At 40.1% G+C, this 20,133-nt stretch carries 14 protein-coding genes; 2 read left to right on the top strand and 12 right to left on the bottom strand.

Annotated elements, in window-relative coordinates; genetic code table 11:
- Nucleotides 1-50 precede the first annotated feature (50 nt).
- From H6G08_RS34195 to H6G08_RS34140, 12 genes are all read right to left on the bottom strand, one after another.
- Nucleotides 51-914, bottom strand: coding sequence for a TauD/TfdA dioxygenase family protein (locus tag H6G08_RS34195; protein WP_190551335.1), 864 nt, complete (start codon nt 912-914; stop codon nt 51-53).
- 91 nt (nt 915-1,005) lie between these two features.
- Nucleotides 1,006-2,133, bottom strand: coding sequence for an aliphatic sulfonate ABC transporter substrate-binding protein (locus tag H6G08_RS34190; RefSeq protein WP_190551333.1), 1,128 nt, complete (start codon nt 2,131-2,133; stop codon nt 1,006-1,008).
- Between the two features lie 1,039 nt (nt 2,134-3,172).
- Nucleotides 3,173-3,973, bottom strand: coding sequence for an ATP-binding cassette domain-containing protein (locus H6G08_RS34185; protein WP_190551331.1), 801 nt, complete (start codon nt 3,971-3,973; stop codon nt 3,173-3,175).
- A gap of 816 nt (nt 3,974-4,789) precedes the next feature.
- Nucleotides 4,790-5,608 carry an NADPH-dependent oxidoreductase gene (locus H6G08_RS34180; protein ID WP_190551329.1) on the bottom strand — a complete coding sequence of 273 codons (819 nt, stop codon included), beginning with the start codon at nt 5,606-5,608 and terminating at the stop codon, nt 4,790-4,792.
- A 279-nt stretch (nt 5,609-5,887) separates the two neighbouring features.
- On the bottom strand, nt 5,888-6,100 hold the full coding sequence (gene cpcD, locus H6G08_RS34175; RefSeq protein WP_190551327.1) for a rod-capping linker protein CpcD: 213 nt from the start codon (nt 6,098-6,100) through the stop codon (nt 5,888-5,890).
- A 126-nt stretch (nt 6,101-6,226) separates the two neighbouring features.
- A complete protein-coding gene (locus H6G08_RS34170; protein WP_190551325.1) occupies nt 6,227-7,093 on the bottom strand; it encodes a phycobilisome linker polypeptide in 867 nt (288 codons plus the stop codon).
- 140 nt (nt 7,094-7,233) lie between these two features.
- Nucleotides 7,234-8,049: a phycobilisome rod-core linker polypeptide gene (locus tag H6G08_RS34165; RefSeq protein WP_190551323.1), complete on the bottom strand. Its 816-nt coding sequence runs from the start codon at nt 8,047-8,049 to the stop codon at nt 7,234-7,236.
- Nucleotides 8,050-8,526: 477 nt separating this feature from the next.
- Nucleotides 8,527-9,018, bottom strand: coding sequence for a C-phycocyanin subunit alpha (gene cpcA / locus H6G08_RS34160; RefSeq protein WP_190551321.1), 492 nt, complete (start codon nt 9,016-9,018; stop codon nt 8,527-8,529).
- 119 nt (nt 9,019-9,137) lie between these two features.
- On the bottom strand, nt 9,138-9,659 hold the full coding sequence (cpcB, locus tag H6G08_RS34155) for a C-phycocyanin subunit beta (protein ID WP_199322848.1): 522 nt from the start codon (nt 9,657-9,659) through the stop codon (nt 9,138-9,140).
- Between the two features lie 1,104 nt (nt 9,660-10,763).
- On the bottom strand, nt 10,764-12,584 hold the full coding sequence (locus H6G08_RS34150) for a vanadium-dependent haloperoxidase (RefSeq protein WP_190551319.1): 1,821 nt from the start codon (nt 12,582-12,584) through the stop codon (nt 10,764-10,766).
- A 369-nt stretch (nt 12,585-12,953) separates the two neighbouring features.
- Nucleotides 12,954-14,051, bottom strand: coding sequence for a sulfonate ABC transporter substrate-binding protein (locus tag H6G08_RS34145; protein WP_190551317.1), 1,098 nt, complete (start codon nt 14,049-14,051; stop codon nt 12,954-12,956).
- Nucleotides 14,052-14,458: 407 nt separating this feature from the next.
- Nucleotides 14,459-16,225 carry an iron uptake porin gene (locus H6G08_RS34140; protein ID WP_190551315.1) on the bottom strand — a complete coding sequence of 589 codons (1,767 nt, stop codon included), beginning with the start codon at nt 16,223-16,225 and terminating at the stop codon, nt 14,459-14,461.
- 532 nt (nt 16,226-16,757) lie between these two features.
- Here H6G08_RS34140 and H6G08_RS34135 point away from each other — a divergent pair.
- Both H6G08_RS34135 and H6G08_RS34130 read left to right on the top strand, forming a co-directional pair.
- Complete coding sequence (locus tag H6G08_RS34135) at nt 16,758-17,798, top strand: NADP(H)-dependent aldo-keto reductase (RefSeq protein WP_190551313.1); 1,041 nt, start codon at nt 16,758-16,760, stop codon at nt 17,796-17,798.
- A gap of 499 nt (nt 17,799-18,297) precedes the next feature.
- On the top strand, nt 18,298-19,941 hold the full coding sequence (locus H6G08_RS34130; RefSeq protein ID WP_190551311.1) for an FAD-dependent oxidoreductase: 1,644 nt from the start codon (nt 18,298-18,300) through the stop codon (nt 19,939-19,941).
- Nucleotides 19,942-20,133 lie beyond the last annotated feature (192 nt).

Genomic DNA, 20,133 nt, shown 5'->3' with positions numbered 1-20,133 from the left:
GAAATTTTCACCCTACATATACTGTGGCTATAAAGCCACAATATTAATTATTAAAACGGGCGACTTCCGGCTAAACTTACACGCTTTAATACCCGTCTTTCATTGGGGTCAAATGGTGTTCTGTGGTGTAATGTAGCTTGATTATCCCAGTAAACAATGTCACCTACAGACCATTTGTGTTGATAATAAAATTGGGGTTGATTGAGATGTTCGCGCAATTGAGCAATTAATTCTGCTCCTTCTTGCGGTTCTAAACCAACTACTTCTACTTCTGTCGCGTAATCGAGATACAAAATCTTTTTCCCGCTTTCTGGATGGGTGCATACCAGAGGGTGAGGAAAAACTGGACTAACTAAGGGAATACTTTTATCTAGACGATAATTGGAACGAGGTGCATTTTTGTCTCGCAAAAATGGATTGTAAGTAATCAGCTGTAAATCTGCTATTCGCCGTTTAGTAGACTCATCTAAGGTTTCATAAGCCAAATTTAGATTTAGCCAAGAAGTTTCGCCACCTTGAGATGGAACTTCTAACGCATAGAGTAGAGAACCGCTAGAAGGGTAGGGAGTCCAATGGTGATCGGAATGGAAAGCTAACTCACCTGTACCTGTATAACCGCCATCGACGTTCGACACAGGGATAATTACTGGTGTAGTTCCTGTTTCGGAAGCTAACACAGGGATCTCTTGTGGTGGTACAAAGAGAGCGCCAAAGTAGAACGAAAAGTTCAAAAATTGCTCATCAGTCAGTTGTTGATTTTTGAAGATGAGAATATGGCGATCGCGTAATGCTTGTTTTAGCTGCAAAATAATTTCTGGTGCGATAGCTTGACTCGCATCTAATCCTGTCACAATCGCGCCTAGAGGTGCATCTAAGGGCGTAATTTTAACTTCTGTTAACGTCAGTGTTGGCATAGTGTTCTTCTTTGATCAAGAGACGCGATAAATCGCGTCTGTGCATTTGTTAGAGACGCGATAAATCGCGTCTTTACAGTAGTCAGCTATGCTACTGCTTGGCTAATACATCTTGGGGTGTAATTTTGGTATATTCTTCAGGTTTTAAAAACCCATCTCTGACATTGACTTTTTTCGGTATCAGCCCCAGAGAATACCATTTATCAGCTACTTCTTGTTGCTTAGTAATGATTTGTTCGGTAATTGGTACCAAAGAAAAATCATATTTATCATGCATTGCTTCTAAAGTTGGTACATCCAGTTGCGTTACTGGTGCCAGTAATTCTGCGATTTCTTTGGGATTTTGTTTAGACCAAATTTGGGCTTTTTGTAGTTCGTCTAAAACGACTTTAATGACTTCGGGATTTTGTTCATAGAATTTGCGAGTTGTAGAGAGAAAGTTATTCGTATCTCGCAAACCATTACCGCCATCTATCAGCACACGACCAACTTTATTTTGCACATTTCTGGTCACAAATGGTTCCCAAATAAACCAAGCATCAATTTTACCTTGGTTAAATGCTACATTCGCATCTGGAGGAGGTAGAAATACAGACTCAACATCAGATAGTTTTAGTCCTTCCTTTTCTAAAGCTCTAACTAACAGATAATGCCCAATAGATGCTTTTTGAAAGCCTACTTTTTTACCTTTTAAGTCTTTAACACTTTTAACAGTAGAGTTAGTAGGTACTAACAGCGAAACTGCTTTACCATCAGAAGAATTAGCCGCTAAATATACTAAAGGTGTGCCAGCAGCTTGAGCAAATACAGGAGGCGATTCGGCTGTAGAAGCAATATCCAAACCATTGGCATTTAATGCTTCTAATTGTTGCGGCCCTGCGGCAAATTCAGGCCATTCTAGCTTGTAACCAAGGTCAGCTAATCTCTTTTCTAATTTTCCTTGTTTTTCTAAAACAGCTAGGGCTGTAAGCTGTTTAGAACGAACAATTCTCACTACTTTCCCGCTATTAGTGGTAGATGTATTGGCAGCGTTAGTGGTTGTATTGTTGTTACTATTAGAAGCAGATGAATCTGCTGGTTTTTGGCTGCTTTTATCTGGCGTACTGCAACTAAATAGTGTTGTTGATAACACTAAGCTGTAACCAAGAGCAAATAAAGCCGATCTGCGAGTAATTTGTCCGCGTTTCCAAAATGCTAATTTTTCTTTCATTGTTTGCATTAATTGGCTCTCCTCTGCCTTAAAAATTGAAAAAATTGACACAATTAGACAAGATGAAATACCCCCAGCTAAGGACTGCGGGTATTTACAATTGTTTTTATCTGGAATGCTAATTTCATATGATGTTGTTAAGCTTCAGCACAATGCAATAGAAAGGGTTTAAATTTGGTCAATAGTCAATAGTCAATAGTCATTGGTCATTTGTTGTTGTTGAGAAAATTTAAATTTTTATGATTAAAATAGCTGCAAAATTTTATAATTTTTTATTCTGTTTTTACAATATTTTTTGTTATTAAAAATTTGATGTGTATCAATGAAACAAGCTAATAAATAACATTAAATATCTTTTTTAAGGAATTAAGGTGGAATGAACCACCTTAAAAGAGATTCATGAGAGGGCTACTGTGGAGGAAAATTGTGTTTACCAAACAGAATTTAGATATTTGGTAATAATGAAATAATTATTTACTGGAAAAATCAGAGAAAATTTTAGGAAATGGGGGGAAGGAAAATATTTATCTTAAAAAGATAAACATTTCTCCTCCCTTATGCCATGTGTGTTGAAGTTAACGAACCATTTAAAACAAAATATTTAACATTTATTTAAAGCTAAAATACAATTTTTATACACTTTTTTATACCTTGATTGCCTTCATTTAGATTTGCTTAAGCTAGATAAAAGCTACTACATAACATCAATAGCTAAATCTACTTAAATAGGTAAATTTTAGGAAAGGGAAGCGCCGCATTATTTGACTAATAGTCGTGATATATGCAACGCTTCTTTAGTCGAGGCAAAGTGACTCAGATATGTGTACTGACAATTAAATTCAGGTTCAATTCATGAGGGTCAATTCCAATAAAGTTCAGTTAAGCATAAATGTAGGTTGGGTTGAGAACCGTAGACGCGGAGCGGCTTCCCGTAGGGTAACTCAACATTTTCAGCGATTTGTTGGGTTTCACTTTGTTCAACCCAACCTACGCTGTTTAAAGTTTTTGACGCTAACTGAAGGGTATCAGCCTAAATTCAACAGTTTCTCTACACTGTAGTTGATGTAAAAGATAGTGATTGTTGTAATGCATCTTCGCGTTCTGGTTGACCCATGACTCGTTGTAAAATTTTCTCTACTGTTTGTGCTAGAGCTACATCCCCTCTCACTCTTGGGCGAGGTAAATTAATCTCTAAGTCTAGACTAATTTGACCGTTTTCAATCAGTAATACTCGGTCTGCTAAAACTACGGCTTCTTCTACATCATGGGTAATTAGTAAAGAAGTAAAGCCCTGATCTTGCCATAATTGTTCTAGTAATTGTTGCATCTCAATCCGTGTGAGTGCATCTAACGCACCTAGAGGTTCATCTAGCAATAGTAATTTTGGGCTACTGGCTAAGGCTCTAGCTAAGGCTACTCTTTGGCGTTGTCCCCCAGATAAAACAGAAGGCCATTCCTGCGCCCTATCTTCTAATCCCACAGATCGCAAGACATGTAAAGCAGTTTGCTTTGCTAAAACTTTTGAGTTAGCACCTAATAAACCTAATTCCACATTTGCTAGTACTTTTTGCCAAGGTAGTAAACGCGCATCTTGGAACATCATGCGGATATCTGGGTTAATCCGATGGTGGGAATGTTGATCGTTTAAGAATACTCCGCCGCCGGTAGGTGCATCTAGTCCAGCAATTAGTCGTAGCATTGTACTCTTACCGCAACCGCTACGCCCAACTATAGCGACAAATTCTCCAGGCTGAATCTCTAAATCAATATCCTGCAAAACTGTCTTTGTCCCAAAGGATTTGCTCAATCCTTGTAGTTTTAAATGCATCCCCCGCGCTTCATAGGTCATGCTAAAAATCTCCTATTTTTACTCTCTCATCATTAGGCTTGGTTAACTGTGTCTATATGGCTATATAAGCCTTTTAGTCAAAAAATACGAGCTAAGATATACCTGCATGGTTTGTCATGACTGTATTTTTTATATGATTCATAAAGTCATAAAAACCAGTTACTTAGGGGAAATAGCTAACAGAATGTCAATAAATAGCTCTACAACAATATTTTTGGCTTGACATTACTTTTCCTCCCTTAAGCTTAGGTAATCGCAAAACTATTTCTAGAAGACTCTTACATGAGGATAGATACCCAGGTAATTGTCTAATTTTTGATAATTCCTCACCAAAACTCCGGTATATTGGTCAAGTTTTAGGAGTATATTTCTAGTAGTCTCACATAGGTGGAGCAAAAAGGCAAGTAGATTTTTATAAAAAAAACTGAAAAATTGTGTTGTTTGATACACAATTTAGCTAAGGTGAATAAATTAGGCGATCGCATCATTAATTTTGGCTTGAGAGAATAAAATATCTGGTGATACGAGCGGTTGCACGGCGTGATTAACTAAAGTTTTGAGTCAGAACTCACGGCAAAAGTTAAGATTTTCTGTAAAAATAAAAAGTTTTATTTGACAATAGTTACATCAAAAAAATAACCCCACTTTCTAAGTGTTGAAAGTAGGGAAATCAATGCTAATAGATTGATAACAATTCTATGTGAGGCTGCATATTAACGCCCTCAGGCTGGAAGCCTGGGGCTATGCTTACAAAGCCTGCCGTTGCAAGCTAGATTATTATGCATCTTCATATTGAATTGGTATGAGTCAATAAAATTAACGTAGTTCAAACCCTAAATTATTCAAAGCTTCCCGCAAGCGATCGCGTCCGGAAATAGACTGCGCAAAAGCCACCCGTTTAGCAGAATGTTCTGTCCAATCACCGGGAATATTCATTTTCTGTGACTCATAAAAAGCTTGCATTGCTTGGTTATAAACAGCAATATCTTCTTCTGATGCTGGTTTGTAGGTTTCGCGATGTAAAACCGTCGTTTGGGGTAAGCGTGGTTTAATGGCTGTTTCCACAGCGCGATCGCTATAACCTACACACAAACCAAATACAGCAAATACCTGTTTTGGTAACCCTAAAACCTCAGCTACTTCCTCTGGTTTATTACGCAACGCACCAATATACACTGTTCCCAACCCCAAAGATTCAGCAGCTACCACAGCATTTTGTGCGGCTAAGGCTGCGTCAATCGCCGCCATCAGGAACATTTCCAGATAATCTAAGCCTTCATGGGGTAATCCACGACTTTCGGCTAAATGCGACAATCTGGCTAAATCTGCCAACCAGACGAGAAATAAGGGAGATTGGCGAATATGGGCTTGATTATTAGCCAGTTGTGATAGTTTTTCCTTACGACTGGGATCTTCTACTGCTACCACACTCCATGTTTGGAGATTGGAGGATGTAGAAGCTGATTGTGCTGCGGCTACTAAGGTTTCTAAAGTTCCTGAGGGTAAAGCATCCGGTAAATAAGCCCGAATTGAACGGTGAGATAACAGCGAACTGATGAAATCATTTTCAGGTAGATCTGCATTAACTGGGCTAGCACCATAACGATGATGAAGCAACTCGGTAAAATTCGGCATAAGTTACTCAATGTCAATAGTTAGTTGTTAGTTGTTAGAGACGCAAGAACCGTCTGTACAAGTGTCAGTTGTGAGAATTTAGCCTGAAAAATAGGAAATAGGGAAATAATTTATGTAATTAACTCTGCTTCATGACTTATTTGACTGATTTGCGATCGCCTTTTACACAGTAGTTTCATCTGTAATCTACTCTATAAAATCAAAAATTAGCCCACACTAACCTTTTCAGGATACAGTGCGGGCTAATCTTTAGTTTAAGCAAAAATCAGATTGAAGGCTTTAGTTTTCACCTATTTCCAGATTTAAAGGTTGAATATTGACTATTGTCCCCCCTAAGCGATTAATGCGTTGAAGTTCTTCATTAAACCGACTAAAGGGTACTGTAATCAATATACTAGCACTAGAACGTATCGGGTAATTGTTTTGATTTGTGACATCATTTTGATGCAATCCCGAAACTTCAACTTGAAAACTCCGACTTGGATAAACCATGTTGATGTCCTATCAATTAAGAAGAATTTGTTATTGGGCATGGGGCATGGGGCATTGGGCATTGGAAATTTGTCAATGTTTACTCTAATCCCTCTTTTCTAGCCCCTAGCCTCTAGCCCCTAGTCCCTAGAGAGGTGTAACGCTGGCGATTTTGCCGTTACGACGTTGCACTTGTTGAAAATAGTTAGATAGTTCTTCGTAGGGAATAACTACTGCTTTGTTGATGCGGCGAACTTTGGGATAACCGGGTTGAGAGATACCTGCAACTTCAACGCGGAATAGCCTTCCTGCACCATAGGCTTGCGAACCTTGAAATGTGGTGCTGGGGGTTTGTCCTCTGACAGAGGAACGATAAGCAAAGCCATTGTTACTACCAGCAGGTGCTATGACTGTGGAGGCGCTATTTCTGGCTAATTCGCTAGCTAAACGAGAGGAAGCACCAGGAATTTGAGAGCGATCGCTTGTGGCATAACCGCGATAAAGTTGAAAAATGCGGGTAAAGCCGACAGTTTTCTGTCCTAATTGATTGCTGAATCCGCGATAATAGGGCACAATATTGTCCCCAAAATTAGTCTGATACTCTACTGAATCTATATAAGAATCAATATCAGCTTCGTAGCCTTTGCTTTGATATAAATCCAAATGATAGGCTATTTCAGATTCATCATAAGGAGCGCGTCCTAATAGATGTTTGTAATTGAGTTCTGTCACCCGACTGTGAAAGTTATTGGCAAAGAACTTTGATTTGTACAGTTCGGATTTAGCTAACTGTCTAACAAATTCTTGAACGGTAATATTTCTGTTAGTCAGCAGAGATTCTAAACCTGTCAAACGTTCAGATTGCAGTAAATAATCGTTACCTAAAAGCTGGCGGTAAATCGCATTAATTACCAGTGCAATCTCTGCCTTACTAGCATTAGAACGTAATTCAAGAGGAGCAGCATCACTAAATGCAGAAGTTCCGAGTCTGGATGCTGCTGTTGTAATAGCCATCTAAAATATCTCCTTAGCGAACAGTTTTGATCAAAAAAGGCACAGGGCAATGGTTTGGCTACGCTTACTAACCGTGCAGAGGGATAAATAACTCATGACTCTAGCCCTATGCCCCATGCCCCATGCCCTATGCCCATAATTTATGAAAGCGCAATACCGATCACCTTGCGCCCTTGGCGATTGAGTTGTTGCAAGCGATTTGACAACTGATCGAATGGTACAACTACTTCGGTAATACTTTGGCGAATGCGGGGTGAGTTGGTGGAAGCCGCTTGTAAAACCCGAATTCGATAGGTGTTACCGCCACGATTTCCTGTTGAGACACCAGTAAGCGAACCAGAATCAGCAGGATAGATGGGGGATACTAAATTCTTGGCTAGATCCCAGGTTAATTGTCCTTTGGATTTGTTTTGAGCGCGATCGCTGTTTGCATAGCCGCGATACAACTGGAAGAAACGCACAAAACCAGCCGTTTTTTGTCCGACTGTGGTTTGAAAGCCGCGATAGTAAGGAACTATTGCATCCCCAAAGTTTTGTTGATACTCTACCGAATCGATGTAAGAATTGATTTCGGCTTCGTAACCTTGGGAATTGTAGATATCAACATGGTAAGCAATTTCTGACTCATCGTAGGGCGCACGACCAAGCAAATGCTTGTAATTTAGCTCAATAAAGCGCACCTGTGAGTTGGAATAAAAGAATTTTTGACGATACAGTTCCGATTGCGCGATCGCTCTGACAAAATCTCGCACAGAAATTTGCGCCTGTTGCAATAGCGATTCTGCACTAATTAGGCGATCGCTAGCAAACAGATGCTCGTTACCTAAAACTTGGCGATATGCAGCCCAAATAATTGACTGCACTTCTTCTGCTGTTTTTACAAAGCGCAATTCCGCCTTTTCACTATCTGCAAAAGGGCGAACTCCTAATCGGCTGGCTTCTGTTAACGGTGCCATAATCTTATCTGTTCCTTATTTTCTAACCCGTTAAACTTGGTAAAAATTTCTTAAGTTACAGCTAAAAATGGTCAATCTAGTAGCGAGTACTTTTGTACTTTAAAATCCAGGACTAAAATCCTGACTACAAACCTGTTAATAAATCTTTTTCACTAACTAAGAAAAAGCCTTGCGTAATAAGATGAGAGTTTATCTACCCAAAAATCATAAGTATTGGCATCAATTGCAATTGACAGCTAACACAGAATGAATTCAGTGTTGATAAAATTCTCAACTTACTACACAAATGCTTGACGCTTTTGCAATTTGCAACGTTTTAGCGCTGCAAACTTGATATCAGTTTTTGTGAAACAGAGCTACCTACTGCCAAAATTCATCGGGTAATAATATCGATCTGCATAATACTATTACCAAATTATTTTCTCACCCGTGTTACACAAAACTGAAAAGCTTTTAGGAACCGATTGGTTAGCTCTATTAGCTCAGAGCATTGATGATGTAATCAATGTAAGAGTTAGCTTCAACACCAGGATCGCCGGTTACACCGTGATTAGCTTTGATGTATTTGAGAGCTTCAATGTACCAGCTAGGAGATAATTCAAAAGTACGGTTGATTTCAGCCAAACCACCAATCAAATAATCATCGATAGGGCCTGTACCACCCACTACTAAAGCGTAGGTAACAATCCGCAGGTAGTAGCCGATATCACGCACGCACTTGTCTTTACCAGTTTGGGTAGAGGCGTAGTTAGGGCCAGATGTGGTGGTGGTGTAGGGGAATTTTTGGTACACAGCATTAGCTGCAGCTTCAGCTAGGCTAGGAGCTTTTTTAGATATTGCTTTTGCAGCTTCTAAGCTAACAGATGCTTGGCGGAAACGACCAAATGCAACTTGAATTTCGGTGCTACCCAAAAAACGACCTTGAGAATCTGCAGATGCAACTGCTTCGGTTAAGGGTGTTTTAGTCATTGAAGTATTTTCTCCTAATTGCTTTTACAAAAAATTGCTTTAATAGACTTCTTGCAAAAATTGATTTTTTATTCAATTTTGCTTCTCTGCAAGAGGTCTAATAGAATATGTTTTGATGTTTAGGCAACTGCTGCTGCTGCGCGATCAAAATAAGAAGAGACTTCTGCAATCAAATTGCTGCAATCACCACGGGTAATACCGTTGGGATCGTTAGCAATAGCGATGGAAGCTTCTTTGAGTTTTTGAATACCAACTGCAACGGAAGCGCCAGGAGTACCAAGTGCTAGATAGGTTTCCCGTAAACCATTCAATGCGCGATCGTCAAGAACGCTAGTATCACCTGCAAAAATCGCATAGGTAACATAACGCAGGATAATTTCCAAATCCCGTACACAAGCAGCCGCACGACGGTTGGTGTAAGCATTTCCACCAGGAGCAATTAGTTGAGGCTGTTCAGCAAACAATGAACGAGCTGCGTTAGCAACTATGGAAGATGCATTGCTAGAAATGCGGTTAACGATATCAACCCGCTTGTTACCTTCTTTAACTAAAGCGATTAAAGCATCTAACTGACCATCGCTGAGGTATTCGCCTCTAGCGTCAGCTTGGGATACAACCTTAGAAAATGCATCTTGCACCATAGTTAGAATCTCCTAAACTTTGATTAATTGAGAATTATTGATGAGGGTTCAAGCTCAAATATAAAGATTTTAGCTTTTGGTTTTTACTACAGATTGTTATGTCTCAAAACTACAAACTCTCATTTGATTGGGACATAACTCTGAGTGGAATTACCGAGTAGACTCTCATAATTTTCTGTAAGCTTTTCAAGCATAAAAATTAAGCAATACAAGCTCAGAAAATCAGAGGATTTGCTTACTTGGTTTTCCTCCAACCCCTTACAAATTATTTTTATAATGCTTCGCATCTCTTTTTTATTAAGAAATGTATAATGATTATTCTAATAAGTATAATAAATTATTCATCTACTAAAATATTTTTGTTTAATTATTTGAATTATTTGATTAAAAGGATATTAGTGCTGAATTTTTATCTAGCCAATCTCTTGCCCAGTAAGCGTTTATAAGAAAAATGGTATTATCTAAATATATCTTAACAAAACAAAATGTATTTATTATTTTGCTTTAAAAATTGCATTCAATATTCATATTTTCCTGAAAGATTAGAGTTTTATCTAAAAAAACGTGTTAATGAATACAAAAACAGGCGTAAAAAGGAAATCACGATCACATTTTTTCCAAAAAAGTTTACAAACTGTAACATAAAACCAGTGATTTATTAAAATTTCGCTTGTTCTCTCTCAGTTTTTATAAAAATCCTCCTTCTTAAGGGGAGAATAATATACTTAAATTCCCCATAATTTACGCGGGTTTAATGTAGGGGTTAGAGAAAAAGATTTTGTTGGCGGTTGACTGTTAACGGTTAACTGTTTTGTCCATACAGAAAAAAATCCCACGCTTTCAAGGCGTGGGATTCTTCAATATTTTAAGTAGTGTTAAAGCACAAAAATGCTGCATAGTAGCGAGCAGAGGAAGAGGTTACAAGAGGTAGGGGCGCAGGATTGATCGATCCCCCCTACCCCCCTTTTTAAGGGGGGCGAAAAGACTCTCAAAGTCCCCCTTTTTAAGGGGGACTTAGGGGGATCGAGAAATTTAGAAGGCTAGACGAGTAGTTTGCAAACACGCCCTAGCCCCTATTTTTTAAGTTAGTCACCAATTTTGAGATTAAATAGTGACCTTTGTGCCATCAAATTTGGTGAATGTGAAACCTTCAAATTGTTCGCGGAAGGTGAGTTTCTCATCTCTGAGAATACCAATTGCGATCGCTTCCCCCAACGCCAATGATGCAGCCGCATCTGTGCGCCAGTGAATACCACCAGCATTGCGCCCTAAGCCAATATTCGCCGCCAATTTATTCAATTCCCCGCCCACAGTCAACGGTGGCCCTTCATAGGCAATCAATTTGGTTGGATCTTGCGGATCGGGTATCACCGGGTTGGGAATCACATAATTTTCATCAAATAGCGCCTTCAAAATCGTCACGCTAGCACCAGCCGATACCGAAGCACCCCCAGGATAAGAGGAATGGAATGGTGAGCCTTCAGGATAAGCTTGGGGTAGCAAATAGGATTTATATTTGCTGAAAATGCGATCGATGGCTTCTGACTTCAACACATCAGCGTGAATTGGATAGTTGGTTTTCTTCACCTGATTATTGTGAACCAATCCACCATAAGCCTCTGCTCTCAAACGACGGTGAACATAATATTTCTGCCAGTAAGCGGCTCTAATTGCATGTGGCCCTACCCAAGAACATATAGATTGAGAATATCCAGGGCCAAATGTCCCCGAACCACCTACTTGAGTCTTTGATTTGTTGTAAGGATTACTGGGATTGTAAGGTGCGCCTACACCACCACCGAGAAGATTATCTTTAACTGGTTTAGCAACGAGAATTAAAGCCGCATTTCCATAGACAGGTGGTGGTGTGTGAGCAATTTCTGCTTGGTCGCGTCCATTAATAAAGTAGCGGCGGGTAGAATCAAACTGAATCGTTCTCCCAGACTCACCACCATTTTGTACTAGCAACCATTCATCATAATTAGTTTGGAAAGTGTTTTCGGGAATAGCTGAGGGTACACGGTTAAGTTGAGCATAATTAAGGGTTCCCGCAGGTACAGGACGCAGTAAAAACTGCGAAACATAAGGGCCGACTTCTACCCCTGGTAAGGTGTAAGAACTCGCTTTACCAGAAGCATCAGCATAAATTGCTGTACCTCTAAATAGCAGTTCTGGTGTGACTTTGCCATTCTTTTTCGGCCCTTTAAATCCTGACAACTGATTTAACTCTTGCACAGCTGCCAAAATCAAAGAGTTATTTGTATCGTTACGATACTCGCTAAAAGGTACATCTTGTAAAAGATGTTGCCAAGCTAATTCGATGAATTCCGCCGCTTGTTCTGCACTATCTAGGGTGGGAGGTATGGGAATAGCTAATTGGCAAGTATTGACCCCACTTAAGCTAATTGCTAATGGTGTGAGTGGTTGAACCAGCTTGCGTTTACCACCCAAAATAATCTTTTCATACTCGTTGGGGTCGCCAGAGTTAAGGGCATTAATAAAAGATTGATAAGCTTTGAGATCCACTTCACCCAACTGATTGTGAGGTAATCCCCTTGTATCTGTAGCAATTTTGTTGGCATATTTCGCCTCATCGCCATTGGTAGGATGGGGAGGAATCGGAATTTCGCGATTATTCTTGGCGGCTGTTGTCCGAACTTGAAAAGCTTTCTCACGTAAGTTGTTATGGTCGGATTTTCCTCTCGGTTCTGCAGCTTGAACAATGTTTTCTTCTTTGTTGTTTGTGATAGATGAACCTAAAACTCCAGCCACCACGCTACTAGTTGTAAACAAGCCAACACGCCCCAGAAAAGAGCGTCTGCTAGCACCACCTAAAAAGCGCCGGGGTTGCTTAACTTTTGGTGTTTCACTAGGAACTAAAGCATCCTGTTGGGAATTTTGATGAGAATTGGGATCTACAGTCATGAGATGTCTCCACTGGCAAATAATCAAATAAAAAGCTTGTATTCAGAACTTCAGTCCTGAATACGAGCTGTTTCAACTGAATCGGGGATAAAATCTGAGGTGCTACTACTGGAAGGTAACTTTGGCTGTCGTTATCTAGTAATGAAAAGTGCGATCGCATTCTGACAGCTAACAAGTTTTTCCTAAACCTTTTAACTACTGTAATTCTATAGATTTACCGTATTTAATTATTCAAAATTTCTCATAAATAACAGTTAAAATCAAGTAGTCTTGATATCTATTTGCAAAAGTAATTCATAGAAATTTAGATCCCCAACTTCTTTAAGAAGCCAGGGATCTGAAGAGGATTTCTCTATCTATAACCCAAACCTATATTTTGGGCGAAAAAGCTGCATATTGTTCTGGTGAAAGCATTGCTTCCTTGACATCAATCTGTTTAGGAATCAATTTCAATTCATAGAATTTGTCAGCAACTTGCTGTTGTATGGCAATCAAATTACTATCAATGGGGACAATGCCAAATTTGCGCCTTTGTGTAGCTTTTTGCAATGTTTCTAAATCAATACCTAACACTGGCGAAAGTGTAGCAGCTACCTCATCTCGATGTTTATCAGACCAATCTTCTAAGGTTTTAATTTCTTCTAAAATGGCCTTAATTGTTTCGGGATTTTCAGTAGCAAATTTACGACTTGCTAAGTAATATCCTCCTTGTTTGTTAATTTCTGTGCCATCAATTAAAACACGAGCATTGATGGCCTTCTGGGCTGCTGCATAAAACGGGTCCCAAATTACCCAAGCATCTAAACTACCTTTAACTAAGGCAGCGCGTGCATCGGCTGGTGGTAGATAAATGGGTTGAATATCGCTATATTTCAAGCCAAATTTTTCTAGCACTTGCAACAGCATATAATGGGCGCTAGAGCCTTTTTGAAAGGCAATTTTTTTACCTTTCAAGTCAGTTGGGGTTTTAATCGGAGAATCTGGCGGAACGAGAATAGCTTGACCAGCAGGACTAGGTGCAATTCCTGCAATATAAGTTAATGAAGCCCCCGCAGCTTGAGCAAAAATTGGTGGTGATTCTCCCGTATGTCCAAAGTCAATACTACTAACATTCATCGCTTCTAAAAGCTGCGGCCCGGCGGGAAATTCAATCCACTCAACAGAGACACCTTGAGGTTGTAACCGCTTTTCTAAAACGCCTTTACTCTTGAGCAAAATAGCGGATTTTTGATAGCCGAATTTGACTACTGATGCTTTGGTTTGATTGGCAGAATTAGGAGAATTAGCAGTATTATTGCTGGGATTATTGGCTGTGCAAGCTGTAAATAATAAACTGAGACATAATCCAGTAATGAAAGCCCCAGCAATAGGAAGAGGTAGAACTGATAAGAACCTGTTTTGATGCGCAAAGTGAGAAACCCTAAATCTCTTCAATGCTGCTATCAAGCGTTGAAAAATTAAACTCATTACCAGAATTTACCTATCTGAGATTTGCATTATACAATAAGTCTATCAACTTACCGTGTTTTATGAACTAGGTAAAATAAAACTGTAAAACTGCAAATCCTGTAGGATGTAAGAGGTAAAAGGACTGGAATGTGCCAAATTGATGAAAATTTGCAGGTAATTACATCAAGATTTTTTGACAAAAAAAGTCACAGATTCATCCCAATTTGAAAGAAAGAACGCCAGAGATTGTAGGGGCATGGCATTGCCATGCCCTCTAAACATAGATTAATGTGCCGCAAACACTCTTCTCTTAGGGACTTCCAAATAAAAAAATATTCCAATAATTAACTTACCAAACCCACAACTCGTAGGGGCGGGGTAACCCCGCCCCTACAATTTGGCATAATTTATTTTTTGGAGTTCCCTTAGAAAGTAAAGGTAGTACGGACAGCACCTACCCAAATCGAATCGTTGTTGGAGTTGGCTTCTGGGTTAGTAATGACAAACAATGTTGGCGTAACGCTAATGTTGTCACTAAACCTATAGGTGTAAAAACCTTCTATATGAAAAGACGTATCATTGTCTCTACGAGTAGCTACATCATTACTTGTAACTTTTGGTGGTATCCCAAAGACAAACCCAGCTAAATTACCTTTTTTACCCAAATCTGGAAGCGCCAGAGTCAAGGCTGCATTAATAATAGTCGCATCATTGCTAGTACCTTCTTGATGGGCTTGGGTATATCCAAACCACCCACCTATATGGAATGCGCTACTAGCTTTCCAGTTAACTTGCAAGCCAAAGTTATCTGATGAAGTGGGCGCTAAACCAAAAGGACGACTAGCGTTAGCAGTTCCTGTACCACCAGTGATGTTATAGCCAGAACCAGGGGCGACAGTTGCTGAACCAACGGGGCCGGGAGATACGGGAGTGGGGAAGTATTTGCGGGCGTAGGCGAAACTAACATCTAGACTGCGACTAGGTGAGAAGGTTAACTGTGCTAGTGCTTCATAAGCATTACCAAATAATCCTCCTGTATTCGTGGCGTTTCCCGCAGGATTACTACCTAAAGCATCATCGACGATGTAACCGGCGTTGAATTGGAGTTGATTGCTAAATTTATGAGCAAAAGCTAAACCCGCGCCGTCAAAACCAGGTCGATAAATTACAGGGTTAAAGAGTCCAAAGCGTGAGAGAGTACCAGTTTGGGCGTTACCAACTAAAGGATTGAGAGTAGGGGCAAAAGTTACCGGTTGTAGCGCCCTCGCACCTATCCAGACGGTAGTGTTTTTACCGAATGGGAAGCGATAGAACAATCTATCAAGATAAACACTATTGTCAGCGTAAAAATTCATTCTTTCTGTATTAAACCGGGTTTGGTTGGTTCCCGTTAGTGGCGTACCACCAACAACAGTTGCACCGCCGAAAGCTACAAAGTTGGATGCTGTTAAACTAGTTGTCAGCTGGTCTTTGCCAGTAAAGCTAGTTTGTAGGGCGAGTGTGGCACGATAGCCTAAAAAAGCATTGGTACCATCTCTATTAGTTCCAACGCGATTACCAAAACTATCGGCGATAAAGAATTGTGCTAAACCTTGGAGTTTAGTAGTTGTAGAAAATTGCGTAGCTTCTAACTTGGCGGAACGGGCTTCAAGAGAGTCTACTCGTCCTCGTAAAGTTGCAAGTTCAGCTGCAAATTGTTCTTGCAGCTTTCGTAGAGTATCTAAGTCTTCGCGCTTAACTAAGTCAGCTGTGCTACTTGCAATCAATTCGTTAAGGCGGTCAAGGGCTGCATTTAAACCAGCAGCAAATTCATATCTTGTTAGGGCGCGATTACCTTTAAATGTCCCGTCAGGATATCCAGCAATTACACCATAGCGTTCAACTAAAGACTGTAGCGCCTGGAAGGCCCAATCTGTAGGCTGAACATCCGATAGTTGAGAGACAGAGGTGACTTGTCCTAAATCGTCATTGGGTGTTGAGACAGTAGGTTGTACAACTGGAACTTGTGCTACAGGACTCAAGGAATCTGTCTTGGCTGGGGTTGTTAAATTAGCCTCAACTACATTCTTGTCTGTAGGTTGTGATGTCTGTACAGGTACATCTTGGGCAAAAACTCTTGCGCTGTCTGCTAATAAAAACAGCACTAGAAACGTTGGTAAAGCTAGCAATGAATTTCCAAAAATCTTTTTCATTTTGATAGAACACGCAATTTCGGTCTAGGACAAATCTTCTACAATTTTCTTGGCATCAGTCAGATGACATCAGCATTGGTAAATTTCTTGAAATTCTCTCCGGCGATGCAATCAAAGTTTTAAGATTGCGCTCGAATCTGTATTCAGGCTCCAGATTTTTATTGGGAATTTCTGCAACAAAACTTTATTTTTTCTCTTAAAGTCAAAAAATTAGCTAAGAGAAAAGTAACGTTTAACAAGGACTGAAGTACCTTATTTATATATACTCCGCTAATTCGGTCGAAATTTAGTACTTTTATTTTACTAGATACCAGTATTCCAGAAAAACTGTAGGGATATAGTATTTTTGGCTACACACAATATATTTTTATCAAAATAATAAATAAGCTTGTGACTAAGATTAATGTCTGGTAATATACGTATCCTAGATATTAACTACGCTAAATCGGTGGTTTTTTTGTATTTTATTTAGATTTGGCGTTTTATTACTTGCAGATTTGCCCAAGTAACTAAGAGAATTAGTTCTATAACTATGAAGTACAACCAACTCGGCGACAGCGACTTAAGGGTTTCGGAAATTTGTTTAGGAACCATGACTTACGGGCATCAAAATACTATTGAAGAAGCTCATCAACAGTTAGACTATGCCGTAGCGCAAGGAGTCAACTTTATTGATGCGGCGGAAATGTACCCAGTTCCACCACGTGGTGAAACCCAAGGAAAAACAGAAGCTTATATTGGCGAATGGTTGCGAAAACAGCAGCGAGATAAAGTGATTGTGGCGACAAAAATTGCTGGGCCTGGTCGTCCATTTAAATGGCTGCGCGATGGAAATATCAAAATTGATAGTAAGAATATTCAGCAAGCTGTAGATGATAGTTTAAGGCGATTGCAAACAGATTATATAGATTTGTACCAAATTCATTGGCCCGATCGCTATGTTCCAACTTTCGGTCAAACTGAGTATAAACCGGAGTTAGAACGTGAAACTGTACCATTTTCTGAGCAATTAGCCGCCTTTGCAGATGTAATTAAAGCAGGTAAAGTCCGCCATATTGGTGTGAGTAACGAAACTCCTTGGGGTGTAACTAAGTTTGTTCATGTTGCGAAAAAATTAGGCTTACCGAAAGTTGTTTCCATTCAAAATGCTTATAATTTGCTCAATCGCGTGTTTGATTCCGCTTTAGCAGAAGTTTCTCATTACACAAATGTTGGTTTACTCGCCTACAGTCCATTAGGATTTGGTTTGTTAAGTGGAAAGTATCTCGATGGTAACAACCCAGAAAATACCCGCTTGAGTCTATTTCCTGGTTTTGGACAACGTTATCTCAAACAAAATGTGAATGAAGCTGTCGCAGCTTATGCGGAAATTGCCAAAAAACATAATTTAACACCTGCTCAATTAGCTTTAGCCTTTGTGCGGAGTCGCTGGTTTGTCAGCAGCACAATTATTGGTGCTACAACCTTACAACAACTACAAGAAAACATCGATAGTGTAAATGTAGTTCTTAACCCAGAGATTTTAGCAGAGTTAGACGCAGTTCATACTCGTTATCCTAATCCAGCACCATAATTGAGCGAAAAACTTGTAGTCAGCACTTGAGTGTTTCCCGTCTGATAAAGGAAAGCACTTAAGTGCTAAGTACAAGTACATTTTTATAAAAATTTATAACAAAATTTATAAATTTAATTTTATATTTATTATTTTTAGCAATCAGAAAAAACACTATAAAAGCCATATATTTGCTAAAAAACGCTGTTTCAAGCGTTTATTTTGAGTATTAATTTCTCAAAACGCCAGTTTTTGATAGAAAATTTCGCTTTTAATAAAAACTCCTCTTGATTTTTATAAAAAATTATGCAAGGCTTTAATTAATAATTAATACTGTAACTTGACCGAGTAACCGTATTTTATGGTATTGTAAATGCCAGTGTTGCAAAAATAAGTATCGCTTAACTGTATCAATAGACCATATTTGCAGTTAGCAATGAGTCTATTGATGGGCGATTATCAAAGTTTTTTGTAGTTCAGTAAGTAGTCCATAAGTTTAATTATTGAGGCGAGGAATTCAATGAGTAGTCCCCATTGGCGATCGCAAAGTTCATCTACTACATCTAATATTGATGTTGACCACAACTTACAAACAGATGTTTTAGTCATTGGTGGCGGCCCGGCTGGTACTTGGGCTGCTTGGAGTGCGGCATCTGCTGGCGCGAAGGTGGTTTTAGTTGATAAGGGCTACTGCGGTACGAGTGGTTGTGCAGCAGCATCGGGTAATGGCGTGTGGTATGTACCGCCAGATGCAGAAGCGAGAGAAACTGCAAAAGCCAGTCGGGAAGCCTTGGGGGGATTTTTAGCCAATCGTACCTGGATGGATCGGGTACTTGATCAGACATATACCAACGTCAACCTATTAGCCGAATGGGGTTATCCTTTTCCTGTGGATGAAGAGGGAAAACCTTATCGGCGCAGTCTCCAAGGGCCGGAATATATGCGCCTGATGCGAAAACAAATCAAGCGGGTGGGGGTCACAATTTTAGACAATAGCCCCGCCTTGCAATTACTAGTAGACGCAGAAGGTGCCGTAGCTGGGGCGACAGGAACTAACCGCCAGACTGGAAAACAATGGGTTGTACGTGCTGGTGCAGTAATCATTGCAACAGGTGGTTGTGCTTTCTTGAGTAAAGCCTTAGGTTGCAATGTCCTGACTGGGGATGGATACCTCATGGCAGCAGAAGCGGGTGCAGAGATGTCAGGGATGGAATTTTCTAATGCTTATGGCATCTCTCCCGCCTTTTCCTCGGTTACCAAAACCCTGTTTTACAATTGGGCAACTTTCACATACGAAGATGGCACCCCAATCCCTGGTGCAGGTTCCCAAAGAGGGCGTTCAGTAATTGCCCAAACGCTGTTGACTCAACCTGTGTATGCCATCTTAGATAAGGCGAATGAAGAAATGCAGGTACACATGCGTAAAGCACAGCCGAATTTCTTCTTACCTTTTGATCGCGCCGGTATCGATCCTTTTAACCACCGCTTCCCCGTAACTTTGCGTTTAGAAGGAACAGTTCGGGGTACAGGTGGAATTAGAATTGTTGATTCTACCTGCGCTGCATCAGTTCGTGGACTTTATGCAGCTGGGGATGCGGCTACCAGAGAATTAATTTGTGGTGGCTTTACTGGTGGTGGTAGTCACAATGCAGCATGGGCAATATCTTCTGGTTGTTGGGCGGGTAAATCGGCGGCGGAATATGCTCAAAATTTGGGAGACTGGACAAGACAGCGCCCTGTACAAGCTGTTGGCGAAGCTGGATTGATTAGTGGTAGTCAACAGCAAATTAAGGCGGAAGAGGTGATTAAAGCTACTCAGGCAGAAGTTTTCCCTTACGATCGCAATTTGTTCCGCAAACAAGAAGGTTTAACTGTATCGTTGCAAAGGTTAAATCATCTTTGGCAAGAAATTCGTGGCAGTCAAGCTGGCGATGGGCGGAATATTATTCAGTTGCGGGAGGCTGCTGCAATGGTGGCTACGGCGCGATGGATGTATAGTAGTGCCCTAGAACGCAAAGAAACTCGCGGTATGCATAAGCATCTGGATTTTCCAGAGATGGATGTTCATCAGCAGCACTATTTAGTTAGTGGTGGGTTGGACGAAGTTTGGGTGAGAAATGAGGGATTGGAGAGTGAGAAGGAATTGGTAGGCGTGTCTTCTTAGTTATTTTTTTCCTCACGCAAAGACGCAAAGGCGCAAAGGAAGAGATGAAAGTTCTTGACTAGTGGTCTGTCCCATTAATTTTGCTGGGTTGGATAAATCTTTGAAAGCTTAACTCTTGCATCTTCTGTACGAAAACGCCAATCTACACAAACCTGATTAAGATTGCGATCGCATTCCCAAATTGAAACCTCT

The organism is Calothrix anomala FACHB-343 (genome assembly GCF_014696435.1).
Lineage (GTDB): Bacteria > Cyanobacteriota > Cyanobacteriia > Cyanobacteriales > Nostocaceae > Aulosira > Aulosira anomala_A.
This window is presented reverse-complemented; position numbering and strand designations above follow the sequence as displayed.